The following is a 13545-nucleotide window of genomic DNA, read 5'->3' as shown; positions in this document are numbered from 1 at the left end:
TTAAATAGAATAGGAGTAAACCAAATGACAAAAAACTTGCAGTTATCAGCCGAAGAGATGCGTCAGTTAGGATATCAAGCGGTTGACTTGATTGTTGATCATATGAATCATTTAAAAAGTAAACCAGTTTCAGAAACGATTGATAGTAATATTTTTAGAGACAAGCTAATTGAAACGATTCCGGAAAACGGATCTAATCCAAAAGAATTACTTCATTTTCTTAATAACAATGTGTTTAATCAAATTACTCATGTGGATCATCCTCATTTTATGGCTTTTGTGCCAGGTCCTAATAATTATGTTGGTGTATTAGCAGATTTTTTAGCAAGTGGGTTTAATGTATTTCCTACAGCTTGGATAGTAGGTGCAGGTGCCGAACAAATTGAATTAACGACAATTAACTGGTTAAAATCAATGCTAGGATTCCCTGATTCAGCTGAAGGACTATTTGTCAGTGGCGGTTCCATGGCTAATTTGACTGCACTTACTGTAGCGAGACAGGTCAAGCTGAATAATGACATAGAAAATGCGATTGTTTATTTTTCTAACCAAACTCATTTTTCTGTAGATCGAGCACTTAAAGTATTAGGTTTTAAACAGCACCAAATTTGCCGAATTGAGACAGATGAAGATTTAAAAATTTCAGTTAGTACTTTAAGAAAACAAATAAAAGAAGATCGATTAAAAGGGAAAAAACCATTCTGTGTTATTGCTAATGCAGGGACAACGAATTGCGGAGCGGTGGACTCCCTCGATGAATTGGCTGATCTATGTGGTGATGAAGATATATGGCTACACGTGGATGGGGCTTATGGGGCTGCAGCAATTCTCAGTGAAAAAGGAAGGGAGTTATTAAGTGGAATTCATCGTGCCGATTCTTTAACGTTAGACCCGCACAAATGGCTTTTTCAGCCTTATGATGTTGGTTGTGTACTCATTCGAAATAGTCAATATTTAAGCGAAACGTTTCGTATGATCCCAGAGTATATTAGGGATACGGAAACTAATATAGAAGAAAAAGTGAATTTTGGAGAGCGTGGAATTGAACTTTCCCGTAGATTTAGAGCATTAAAGGTATGGCTTTCTTTTAAAGCATTCGGAGTTACAGCTTTTCGTGAGGCAATTGATCATGGCATTATGCTAGCTGAACAAGTTGAAGAGTTTTTAAGGAAAGAAAAAGATTGGGAAGTAGTAACACCTGCCCAATTAGGAATTGTTACTTTTCGTTATATTCCATGTGAGCTAACATCTACAGATACAATTCATGAAATAAACAAAAAATTGGTGGAAGAAATTAATCAAAGAGGATTTGCTATGCTAAGTACGACTAAATTAAAAGAAAAAGTAGTAATTCGACTTTGCTCTATCAACCCAAGGACAACAAAAGAAGAAATACTTCAAATCATGATGAACATAAAAGCATTAGCAGAGGAAATAAACACATCGCCTAAACATCTTATATCTGTTTCTCAACCTTGATATATTAGGCGGATTTTAAATATAATAGCCGATTCTTATTTAGAATCGGCTATTATATTTAAATGATAAATACATATATACTATTTATAAGTGTTTCTCTTGTAATGGGATTAAGCCTCAACCTTGGATACTCGTTTGAAACCAGTTTTTATTGCTTGTACTATTTCGTTCACAGCATAAATAGATACATCGGCATTTGGATTTAACCCTTCAAACCAGTGATAGGCATTTGGATATAAATGAAACTCCACATCAACACCAGCTTGTGCTAGTTTGCTTACATAGGTTAATGTTTCGCTGCGGAATGGATCTAATTGACCAACAAATGTGTAAGTATACGGTAAGTCACTATAATCCTCAGCTCGAGAAGGTGCTGCATAGGCAGGGATTTGATCCGTTCCATACATTTCTCCTAAATACATTTTCCAGCCAGCTTCATTTGCCTTTTGGTTCCAAACAAATCCCTCTTTAATTTCATTCGCTGAAGGTGTATCATTTCTGTCATCAATCATTGGATATAGTGGCATTTGTAAACAAATTGAAGGATATTTTCGATCTCGGGCTAATAATGATAATGCTGCTGTTAGTCCACCGCCAGCGCTTACTCCTGCAACCCCAATTCGATTCGAATCAATGTTTAATGACTTTGCATTATCAGCAATCCATTTTAAAGCTGAATAACAATCCTCAATTGGTGCTGGGTAAGGGTATTCAGGCGCTAAGCGGTAGTCTACAGACACGACCACACAGCTAGCTTCTTTTGCAAACCTCATACAAGTATCATCGTTATCATCTATAGACCCTAAGATATAACCTCCACCATGTATCCATAATAAGACAGGTAAAGATTCATGATTTGATTTTGGACGATAAATTCGTAATGGTAACGGATTATCATCAGGCCCAACAATGACTTTATCTGTTAAAGAAAGAGAGTCATCAACAACGGTAGGTGGTCTCATTTGAGCTATTCCTTCTCTGATTGATTGCAAATTTTCTGGGCGTAAATCGAGATCCGGAAACATCTCTAACCCTTGTAATAATTCTGGATTTACTCTAGTTTTCATTTTAGCACCTCTATTTGTAATTGTTTTCAAATAAATGAAGTGTATTCTAAGTAGTTTAATTGTGAAAGAACACCACAATTAAATTGTAAATTGGATATGTTATAACAGTCAACAGAACATTCAGAAATTAAAATCTTTCTCAAGAAGGAGTTTCATGCAATCAGTAATACAAGTAGTGGATTTAAGAGCAAAGTGTTTTAATGTCGTTGTAATTATGTACATTAGAAAAATTTTATAGATAGTTATCTTAAAAATAAACAAAGAGAGAAGAACTAACCAATGTTTCTTCTCTCTTTTCATATGTAATTAGGGTATCCATAACTGTAAATACGGAGGGTATAGATTAATGGATGAATAATTTATTTTTAAATTAATAACGTAACAAATAAAGATTTTTGTATGTAATATTGCATATACAGCGATCACTGGTGAAAATGCTGAGCATTGTTTTTCTATATGGTAAATTAGTTCCTTAGTTATTTATTTTATTTCATTTTCAATCGTGTAAGGCTAGGGGACGAAGATTTACAAAGGTGACTAGTAAAAAATATAACAATATAAGTATAAGATTTTGTACTTAGTAATCTCGCGATTTAAGGCATGACATTGGATAAGGGCGGGGAGTTCAATCGATTTTGAATAAAATCAATAGTATCAGTTGCAATTTTTTTACGTTTAAGAACGATCCCGGCATGCCCACATTTATAAATATATCGTGGAGGTCTTTCCCAAGATTCCCACAAGTAGTCTGTATCCTCAGAATGCACATATAGATCATGCTTACCTGAAATTAATAAAATATTTTCTTTTTTTACTTTTGGCAATGCTTGACTCGGTTCAGTGATTTTCCAATAATCTATTAAATCATCATACGTAACACCATGATGTTCCAAGTCTTCTCTAATAAATTTACCTGGAGTTGTATTCCAAATAGAATAAGAAAGTCGATTTGCATAGAAAATGGATGCTAACATATCAATTTCTTCTTCAACAAGAGAGGTTAAGTTAGTAATAAATCCGCCTAAACTAATTCCTATTAGAATCAGGGGCCCCTTTTTATTTGCTTTAATCCATTTAATCAAAGCTCGTAAATCAGCTACCGCTTGTCTAGTTGCTTGTACTGTTCGTTCAATATTTGCACTTACCATATACTCTCCACTGAATAAGGATTGATCGGGTTTTCTTTCAAAATGATAGGGTAGAGTGAAATAATACATATTCCACTTCAGGCTGGTCATATGATCGTGGAATATGTTTTTCACACGTTCGTTAGAATCCATTCTCCAACCGTGAACAAAGATAACATGAGGTGCATTTTCATTTTTATGTAAGAATAATTCCCCAGTTACAGAGTCGTTGCGTGAATCACCGGATTGAACCGAACTTTTATAGTTGAATTGCCCAACCATGTATTCATTTTCCTGCTTTGAATGCTTAATGTCAAAATGAAAATGTGATGGTTTTACTTTATAAAAAGATTCTATGTTCTTTATATTTAATGAAGTGTTAGAAAGGGAAGTAAACTGAAATGCTACACTTCTTTTTTTGTGTAAATCATATAAGGCGTACCGATCAATGAGTTTTGAAAAAATCAAATTAACCTCCTCCAAAATACATATTGTTTAAAACATAAACAAAATTTATGTTTTAAATTAAGTAGGAAATATTTTCTTTTCCTACTAGTAGGTGCTTGAATTATAAAAATAGGTGATGAATTTGTATATTATATTATAAAGCTTACAATAGATAATTTATACTAAAATGTAAGAAGCAAGTTAATATTCTTATCCATATAAAAGAATGTTTACTTGCTTCTTTTCTTATTAAAAGATGTAATTTCTATGAGGAACCTTACAATTCCCATATAGATATTCACAATCAGCTTCTATATATTTATTGTATAGAAATTATATAATAAATATATCTTTCATGTTACATACATTAAATCAAGCCTTAGCCTCTTTTTCTATAATTCTCTTAAATTGACTACTTCTTACCAATGTTCAACAACGACTGCGTTTTTGAATTTGTGTTCTAGTTTTTCTTGAACAGGTAAATGAATAACTACACATAAACTCCTTATATCTCTCGTTAAACTACCGATTAGCTCCATATAAACTCTAGATAACCTATGTAGAATACAAGATATCAAGGAGGTAAGAAAAAATGAATTTTATGAAACGAGCAATTCTCAGTATGAAAAAAAGGATAGGAACATCATTAATTTTGATGGCAGTTTTTCTAATTGTTACAAATTTGGTTCTTTCAGGTTTCACAATTCAAAATGCATCAAAAAAAGCAGCGGATGCTGCAAGAAAAAAACTTGGTGTAGATGTTACTTTAGGTCTTGATTTCGACAAATTAGGTCAAAAAGCTAAGGAAACTGGAGAAATGCCAAATCCGCCGCAGCTCGATGCAAAAGAAACAGATCAATTAGCGAAGTCCAAGTATGTAAAAGATTATAATTACATAGCTAACACTTTCGGTATTTCTGATGGGCTTAAACTAGTAGGAGCTTCAGAAGGAGAAGAAGAAGGAAAAGGTAAAGTGGGAATGGCGGCTGCGCGAGGCGGTTCAAGCTCTGGTACAGAAATAGATATGAATGCTTCTTTTATGATTGAGGGAGTTCGCAAGACTGCATTACAAGAAAGCTTTAAAAACGGAAAAAGTAAAATCATTGATGGAAAACCAATTACAGAGCAAATGAAGGATAAGAATGTAGCTTTAATGGAAAAACGATTAGCGGAATTAAACAATTTGAAAGCAGGAGACAAAGTTAAAGTGCAATCAGGGGATAAGAAGGAAACCCTTGAGGTTGAAATTATCGGTATTTACGAAACAAATGAGCAAGCAATGGGGCAACAGGCTCCTCCTATTATGGATCCAGCTAATAAACTATATATGCCTCATTCAACTATAAAAAAATTAGAAGTAGACCCAGGTATAAGTAGTGTTCAAGTCGTGTATTTCTTGAATGATCCACAATATATTGATGCATTTAAAAAAGAAGCAAAAAAATCTAATATTGATTTTAATTATTATAAATTAGATGCGCATGATTCATTGTACAAGCAAATGATTGGTCCTATCGAAAATATCTCTTCGACTTCTCAAATGATTATTTATATTGTATCGATTGCAGGTGCAATTATTTTAGGATTAATCATTATGCTATCAATTAAAGGACGTCGTAAAGAAATGGGAATTCTATTGTCTATTGGAGAGAAAAAGTGGAAACTAATGGCGCAATTCGTAGTAGAAGTAGTGTGTGTCGCTATTTTAGCATTTGGATTATCCATAACAACAGGAGCTAAAGTTTCTCAATATATCGGGGATAATTTACTGTCGAATGAAATTGCTACTGCAGGCGAAGAAACAAATACCTCGCAAAATGGTACTGTAATGATGGCTGGACCTGGTGGTACTCTACAAAATCAAAAAGAAGATCCAATTGATAAAATTGATGTAAGTGTAACAGGAGAAGATGTAGGGAAAATGGGTGGAATTGGACTAGCTATTGCTATAATAGCAACACTTCTTCCAGCATTATCTATTCTACGTTTAAACCCAAAACAAATTCTTTTAAAAGATGAATGAGGAGGCTCGATATGGAGACGATTTTACAGTTTAAAAATTTGGATTATTATTATGAAAGTAATGGAAAAAATGTAGCGATACTAGATAATGTTAACTTTTCTTTTCAAAAAGGTCATTTCTACACGATTTTAGGACCATCCGGATCTGGCAAAACCACAACCCTGAGCTTAGGTTGTGGACTGGATGTCCCTAAAAATGGTTATGTACTGTATAATGGCAAAGATATTAGAAAAATTGGTTTGGATCGATACCGTAATCAAAATGTATCTGTAATTTTCCAATCTTATAATTTGATAACCTATATGACAGCTCTTCAAAATGTCTTAACAGCAATGGAAATTACAGGTGTTAAAGTGCAAAATAAAACATCAAGAGCATTACAATTATTAGAGAGGGTAGGACTCACAGAAGTTGAAGCGAAACGAAACGTCCTGCAACTAAGTGGTGGTCAACAACAGCGTGTAGCAATTGCTCGAGCACTATCTTGTAATGTTGATTTACTGATTGCAGATGAACCGACAGGAAACCTCGACGAGGACACCGCAATGGATATAATAGAACTATTTCAAGAACTTGCACATAAAGAGAATAAATGCATTATTGTTGTGACGCACTCACAGGAGGTTGCTAAAAAATCAGATCGTGCAGTGTATTTAAGTAAGAAGAAGTTGGTCGTAAATGAAATCTAATATAAACATCGTAGCTTTTTAATTGACATAATTTTCAAGATTCAGACCTTTCAAAAGCTTATATTTGATTTATAATAAAATCAAGCCATAATCAAAATGGTCTCCCTGTACTGAATGTTAAAATAGTTTGTCGTTCCCGTTTTAATAATATTGCCATGGTTCTAAGCGCTAATCCGTTATAAATACTGAAAAAGAGCCCTACATAAATAGGACTCTTTTTCTTGAAATATATTAAGTTGCTGGATATAAATTAGAACCAAGGTAACGTTCTTTTATAATTTGAAGATGATGAAGCTCATGACCAGCAATGATGTATGCTAATGCACGAACTGTAACTTCAGAATTATTCGCATTTCCTCTTTGTGACCAAGCTTCTTTATCTAAGCTTCTAAGTAAATGCAGGGTAGATTGGCGAACAACTATTAAATTCTCAAGAAGATCTTGCATAGATTGCTTATCAAAAGCAGCTCTAAGAACATACATATCATCATTATAGCCTGGAAGTTCTGCTGTCTCGCCTCGAGCGATTGATAGTAATCGATACGCCATAATCCGTTCTGTATCTGCTATATGACCCATTACTTCTTTTATACTCCATTTAGTAGGAGCATACCGGAAAAGTCCCTCACTATCAGAAATTCCCTTTAATAAAAGATTCGTTTCCTTCATTTGTTGTTCTAGAATATGTATGATATTTCCGTCTGATACCAAGTTGGTATACGTTGCATAATAGGAGTTATATTCACTTACTTGTGGTCTTATTTGCATACGAATCATCCTTTATGTTTTATATTTAATCTTTACATATAGCTTACCATAAAAGAATTCCAAATTAATCTGAAAAATGGAGGCAAATATACATTTTTCATCTTCCTTTTCAGTTTCATAGATGAAATGCATCTCAAATAAGAGAATCTAATTTGCTGCTAAGCGGAATGTCGTTTTTTTGCTGCTATAGTAGAAGATAAATATGTAAATTGAATACGGTTTGTCACTACTTATGATAATCGCCATTTAAGAAGCAGCATTTGTCCATTACGTGAAAAACCTGTTAATAAATTTATACTTACTACAAAAACAAACAAACTCGTCCTATTTAAAGGAGAGTTTGTTTGTTTTTATGTTTAGATAATGGAATACTCATGCAAAATTGTACACTATGTTCCATATTTTTTATTGAATACTTTATATCTAGCGTTTCAAGAATTTGTTTAACAATATATAGCCCTAAACCATTTCCTCCAGTATTTCGATTCCTTGATTTTTCAATTCGATAAAATGGTTTGAAAATTTGTTGTATCTCTTCATCTTTAATATTGACACCTGTATTTATAATTTTCATTTCGATTTGACCTTGTTTAGAATCCTCAATTAACTTTATATAGACTTTTTCATTATGTGGTGAATACATAACCGCATTGTGAATAATATTTTTACATGCTTTTTCTAAAAGAGCACAATCGGTATAAATAGAAAGGTCAGAATCAATTTCTTTTATTATTTCGATGCTTTTTTGAGAAGCAAAAAATTCGAGATCTTTTGTGATTGTACCTATTAACTTTGAAGGATTAACTTCCTCTACTTTTAGTTTGAAGGTGTGTTGTTCTAATTTCGATACGCTTAAAATTTCACGAACTAATTGTTCCATACTTTCAATAATTTGATGATTTTTCTTTAAATATTGATCGCGATTTTGATAAGGGCCAATATTGTATATCATTCCTTCTAAGTATCCTTTCATTACAGTAAGAGGAGACTTTAATTCATGTGCTACAATCGCAAAAAACTCTCTTCGTTTTGTTTCTATTTCTCTTTCTTTTTCAATATCATTTTTTAATTGTTCATTTGCTTTTTTTAAATCAAACATAGCTTGTTGCAAGTTAATAGACATGTCATTCAAACTATTAGATAATTCTCCTAACTCATCTGTAGAGCGAACCTCAATTTTTTCGGAGAAATCTAAATTTGCCATCTTTTGTGCACCTTCATTAATATAAATAAGTGGCTTTGTAATAAACCTGGAATAAAAATAAGCACTTCCTATACCAATAACGAGCACAATGATACTAATATAGGGGAGAAAGCGTACTAAAACTTGTGAAGCTTCATCAATCGGTTGAAATGTAGCAAAGACTATAAGCGTTAAACTACCATCTTGGAATTGAATTGGTTTCGTAACGTTATATGAATTGCTAAGGGTACTTGTATTCTCGAATCGTGTTGCTTTAGTAACTACTGTTTTTTGCGTACCACTTTGAATAAAAGAAAATGAAGGAGAGTAAATAATTACTCCTTCTTTATTTTGAAGATAAAGCATCGCATTATTTTTTTTGGCGTATTCATCAAAAAGTGGTATCGCATCTTGAAACGTAAGATTTTTAGACTTATCAATGATTTCGTTTATCCCTGTTTGAAGTTGATCTGTTTTATATTGCTCATAAAATGTAGGGAGAAAGAAGTATAAAGTTAAATAAATCAATACTGCAAAGGATAATAAAATGAGAGATGTAGTCATAAAGAGTTTATAAGTAATTTGCTTCATTTTCATGAGTTTCACAATACTATTCATCAATTTTATATCCAATACCCTTTATTGTTTTAATATAAGGGATAGCTAATTTTTTGCGTAGGTTTTTAATATGTGTATCAATTATTCGTGTTTCTCCAAAATAATCGTAACCCCAAACCTTTTCAACGATATTTTCTCTTGTGAGTACTTTTCTCTCATTTTGAAATAGTAGTTGTAGAATTTCAAACTCTTTTGTCGTTAATATAATTTCAACGTCATTTACATATACTCTATATGCATCCACATCAATACGCACTTCTTTAAATATCAAATGATTATTTACATTTTTATCATAACTTCTTCTAAGTACCGCTTCGACTCGTCTAATCAAAACATGAAATGAAAAGGGCTTTGTTATATAATCATCGATCCCAAGGTCGAATCCTTTCATTTGATCTTCCTCTTCTTCCAACGCAGTTAGCATAATAATTGGTACGTTTGACTGACTTCGAATCATTTTAGAAACTTCAAACCCATTAAGATTGGGCATCATGACATCTAGAAGAATTAAATCAAACGATTGCTTATTAAATTGTGTCATACCCTCTAGTCCATCTGATGCGACTACCACTGTATAATGCTGTGTCATTAAAAATTGTTTAATTAATTCCTGAATTTCTTGATCGTCCTCTACCACGAGAATATGATAGTTTTTCATAATATCACCTCTGGTAGTCATTATAGCCGCACTATCTGGAGTTTATGTGGAGATACAATAGGAACCTCATAGGACGTTTAACGTATTAGCTTCATTTTCAAGAATGTGTATTCTCCAAAAAAATATTATTAGCCATATTCCTTTTTATGAAAAAATAATTGTATGCTTGAAAAAACTTATCGTATGAAAAGCTGAACGATTTATATTTCTAAAAAACTAATGTATAATATTGGGAACTGTATGTGATTTCTTAAACTGTGTGAACATATACTTTCGCTACTTACTAGAAGGGGAAACGGAAATGAATTTCAATATAAAAAAAGTTAGCGAAATTATAGAGTGTACGTCACAAACTTTAGAGTTTTTTTGCTAATTTAGTAAACGCTTAAGGTGTGAACTAAGGATTATTTAAATCATGCGAGAAAGGTTGTGAAATTATTTGATGGGTTATAAAGCGATGCTGTTTGATTTAGATGATACATTACTTGATAGGGATAAAGCAGTAGAGGCATTATTTTTAATTGTTTTAGAAAAGTGTTATGAAAATGTAGATGGTGCGGCTAAAAGCAACATGTTACAGAATTTCAAAGAATACGATAAAAGGGAATACGGCATGTGTGATAAAACAATAGTTTTAGAATCGTTGTTTGATGAATTCCCGCCGAAGTATAGATTGCCACGCAATTACATCCAAGATTTTTGGAATAATAATTTCCCTAGATGTTTTTCAATAGACCAAAATACTGTTCATTTCTTAAATCAAATAAAGAAGCACTTTAAAGTTGGAATTATAACAAATGGCTCAACTCAGAGGCAAAAAGCTAAAATATTTAACACGAATTTAAATAGGTATTTTGAAACAATCATTATTTCTGAAGAAGTGGGATTTAGTAAACCTGATAAACGTATATTCGAACTAGCATTAAATAAGCTAAATTTACAACCGGAAAATACTTTATTTGTTGGAGATGACTTAGAAAAGGATATTGCTGGTCCTCAAAATGCAAATATAAAAGGTGTGTGGTTTAACCCTCAGAAAATCAAGAATACTACCAAAATACAACCATATGCCGAGATTAACACTTTGGATAGTTTGTTAAGTTATGTTACTCCACAATATTTTTATAACAAGTAAAAGTAATTCCATATATATATTCAAAAATATAAAAAAAAAAGGAACTATCATTAATTTCATTGACCGTATTAGTAATAAAAAAATATATATTTACAACAAAAAATAGAGGCCATTTTAATAGCTGAGGCTAATTTAATCTATGATTAATACGAAGTTTTGTAAAACAATTTTACTCATACTGTGTAAATTATAAAGGGGTGAGACTATGGAAATAAAGAAAGTAGTAATCGATGGAATCAATATTGCGGTTATTGGTATTAATATCGAATGTTCAGTCTGCATTAGATACTATGGCAACAGTTCAATATGAGGTAGATGCGAAACATATTATTATCCATAAATCTTTAATAAGTGAAGATTTCTTTGATCTAAAAACACGGCTTGCGGGCGATATCCTTCAACAGTTTATAAACTACAAGGTAAAGATTGCTATTGTTGGAGATTTCTCTATATATACTAGTAAAAGCTTAAAGGATTTTATTTATGAATGTAATAAAGGGAATGACATTTTTTACTTAGCAACTGAACAACAAGCAATTGAAAAACTAAGTACATTAAAGTAATAATTATATCCTGCTAAATTCCCCCATTTCACTTAGTTAATGATTATATACAATATAGAAGAACTGATGTTTGTGGTAAACTAAGAGATGAATAAAGGGGGAGTTTTTTTGAACAATTTTAATGATACGATCCGAAATTTAAACAATATAGTTTACAAACCTAACAATTTAATGATTACGAATCTAAAAGAAGAAAAGCAAAACGCAGAATATGCAGGATGTTTATTCCACTTAAATAACAAAACCATTCGTTTTAGAAAATCAAAATTGACTCCTAATAAAATTGGGCAATTTGTTTCTTTTTGGGAGAAAGATGAAAATATGCGAAATAGAGCTTTCTCTTATGAAGCTGCTCCTGATTTATTAGTAATCACTTGTATTGCTGATAATAAAGTAGGACAATTTATTTTTCCTAAAGAGATTCTTCTTAAAGAAAAAATATTGAGAACACAAAATCAAACAGGGAAAATGGCAATGAGAATTTATCCTGTTTGGGATACCACCGTTAGCAATCAAGCTAAAAAGAGCCAAACGTGGCAACGTCAATATTTTGTTGATTTAAGTGATAGTAATAATTTGCCTATAGATAAACTATTAAATTTATATTCGTAGCTTTTGGTTTGCCCCGAAAAGAAGTAATTACAGAAAAGATATTTGTAATGACGCCTTCTATTAATTTAACTCGTGAATCGTAATTTTTGTACCGGTACAGTTAAATGAAATGTACATTGTTACAGTGCCCCTTAAAATTTACAATCAGCATATATTATTTAAACTTATAAATTTTTAAGGGGTGCTAATTATGACAAGTTTACAAGATCAGATTTTCACAAGATTAAATCTAAAAAAACGTAATGAAGTAAAGTTTGAAGAATTACCTACTATACTCTTTTCGTTTGCGCACACTATACCATTTGAGAATTTAGATGTTATAGCACGAAATACGAATCAAATCTCTCTGGAAAACTTACGGGAGAAAATTTTAACTAGTTCCCGTGGTGGACTTTGCTACGAATTAAATACTCTTTTTTACTATTTCTTAAAAGACTGTGGCTATGATGTACAACTGGCATTGGGTACGGTTTATAAAAATGATATAAGTGCATGGGCACTTGAGGATGGCCATATAACAATTATTTTAACTTATGAAAATGTACAGTATTTAATTGATGTAGGTATAGCTTCGTTAGTACCTCTAGTTCCTGTACCTTTTACTGGCGAGTCTGTTTCTTCAAAAAATGGTTCGTACCGGGTGAGACGGAAAGATACGAGTAAAGGAAATTATGTTTTAGAAAGAATAGATACTGATGGAGAATGGAAAGTTTGTCATGCTTTTTATAAACATATTATTGATGAGATAGTAGTAAACGATGTTCAAAGAAGAGTGATAGAAGATGAGAAGTCTATTTTTAATAAAGGACCAATTGCAGTTAAGTTGACGAACTCCGGCCATATTTCATTAACGAATACAAGTTTAACTGAAATGATTCATGGGGAAAAAACTAAGCGTGAAATTACAGAAGATCAATATAGAGAGTTTTTATATACTTTATTTGCTATTAAGTTATGAATAATAAAGATAGCCGGTACTTATTCAGAAGTGGCTATCTTTATTATTTTTGGTGTAAATGGTTTTCGTCTAATATGTTTCGGAAACTGCGGTATAGTTAATGTTTTTAATATTTCCGTAGCTTCTTCATATGTATGAAAAACTGGCTTTTTTGCAGCAGGATAATATGATTTAAAGTTTGATTTTCTTAATACATATAATACACTAGAACAGTACGA

At 32.0% G+C, this 13545-nt stretch carries 11 protein-coding genes and 1 pseudogene; 7 read left to right on the top strand and 5 right to left on the bottom strand.

Features of this window, described 5'->3' with window-relative positions:
* Window positions 1-24: 24 nt before the first annotated feature.
* Window positions 25-1479, top strand: a complete 1455-nt coding sequence (locus AC0OM3_RS22525; RefSeq protein ID WP_000164808.1) for a pyridoxal phosphate-dependent decarboxylase family protein — start codon at window positions 25-27, stop codon at window positions 1477-1479.
* Between the two features lie 110 nt (window positions 1480-1589).
* Here the strand turns inward: AC0OM3_RS22525 and AC0OM3_RS22520 are convergent, their stop codons facing one another.
* Both AC0OM3_RS22520 and AC0OM3_RS22515 read right to left on the bottom strand, forming a co-directional pair.
* A complete protein-coding gene (locus AC0OM3_RS22520) occupies window positions 1590-2546 on the bottom strand; it encodes an alpha/beta hydrolase (protein ID WP_000857945.1) in 957 nt (318 codons plus the stop codon).
* Between the two features lie 593 nt (window positions 2547-3139).
* The gene (locus AC0OM3_RS22515) at window positions 3140-4141 is read right to left on the bottom strand and encodes an alpha/beta hydrolase (protein WP_000577709.1); all 1002 of its coding nucleotides are present in this window, start codon (window positions 4139-4141) and stop codon (window positions 3140-3142) included.
* A 571-nt stretch (window positions 4142-4712) separates the two neighbouring features.
* On the opposite strand from AC0OM3_RS22515, the gene AC0OM3_RS22510 reads away from it, so the two are divergent.
* Window positions 4713-6143 carry an ABC transporter permease gene (locus AC0OM3_RS22510; protein WP_474213082.1) on the top strand — a complete coding sequence of 477 codons (1431 nt, stop codon included), beginning with the start codon at window positions 4713-4715 and terminating at the stop codon, window positions 6141-6143.
* Window positions 6144-6154: 11 nt separating this feature from the next.
* On the top strand, window positions 6155-6832 hold the full coding sequence (locus AC0OM3_RS22505) for an ABC transporter ATP-binding protein (protein WP_474213081.1): 678 nt from the start codon (window positions 6155-6157) through the stop codon (window positions 6830-6832).
* A gap of 231 nt (window positions 6833-7063) precedes the next feature.
* On the opposite strand, the gene AC0OM3_RS22500 is transcribed toward AC0OM3_RS22505, so the two are convergent.
* From AC0OM3_RS22500 to AC0OM3_RS22490, 3 genes are all read right to left on the bottom strand, one after another.
* A complete protein-coding gene (locus tag AC0OM3_RS22500; protein WP_001167136.1) occupies window positions 7064-7600 on the bottom strand; it encodes a DinB family protein in 537 nt (178 codons plus the stop codon).
* A gap of 328 nt (window positions 7601-7928) precedes the next feature.
* Window positions 7929-9380 (bottom strand): sensor histidine kinase, encoded by a 1452-nt coding sequence (locus tag AC0OM3_RS22495; protein ID WP_080029687.1) that lies wholly within the window; start codon window positions 9378-9380, stop codon window positions 7929-7931.
* Between the two features lie 13 nt (window positions 9381-9393).
* Window positions 9394-10059: a response regulator transcription factor gene (locus AC0OM3_RS22490; protein WP_000800727.1), complete on the bottom strand. Its 666-nt coding sequence runs from the start codon at window positions 10057-10059 to the stop codon at window positions 9394-9396.
* Between the two features lie 442 nt (window positions 10060-10501).
* Between AC0OM3_RS22490 and AC0OM3_RS22485 the strand changes: the two genes are divergently transcribed.
* The 4 genes and pseudogenes from AC0OM3_RS22485 (at window position 10502) to AC0OM3_RS22470 (ending at window position 13327) form a co-directional block, all read left to right on the top strand.
* A complete protein-coding gene (locus AC0OM3_RS22485; RefSeq protein WP_000540720.1) occupies window positions 10502-11194 on the top strand; it encodes an HAD family hydrolase in 693 nt (230 codons plus the stop codon).
* A gap of 205 nt (window positions 11195-11399) precedes the next feature.
* Window positions 11400-11757: pseudogene (locus AC0OM3_RS22480) on the top strand (DUF4180 domain-containing protein).
* Between the two features lie 108 nt (window positions 11758-11865).
* Window positions 11866-12369 carry a MepB family protein gene (locus AC0OM3_RS22475; RefSeq protein ID WP_001058783.1) on the top strand — a complete coding sequence of 168 codons (504 nt, stop codon included), beginning with the start codon at window positions 11866-11868 and terminating at the stop codon, window positions 12367-12369.
* Between the two features lie 190 nt (window positions 12370-12559).
* A complete protein-coding gene (locus tag AC0OM3_RS22470) occupies window positions 12560-13327 on the top strand; it encodes an arylamine N-acetyltransferase family protein (RefSeq protein WP_000202737.1) in 768 nt (255 codons plus the stop codon).
* Window positions 13328-13545 lie beyond the last annotated feature (218 nt).

The sequence above is a fragment of the Bacillus sp. FAU20 genome, from assembly GCF_056033865.1.
This window is presented reverse-complemented; position numbering and strand designations above follow the sequence as displayed.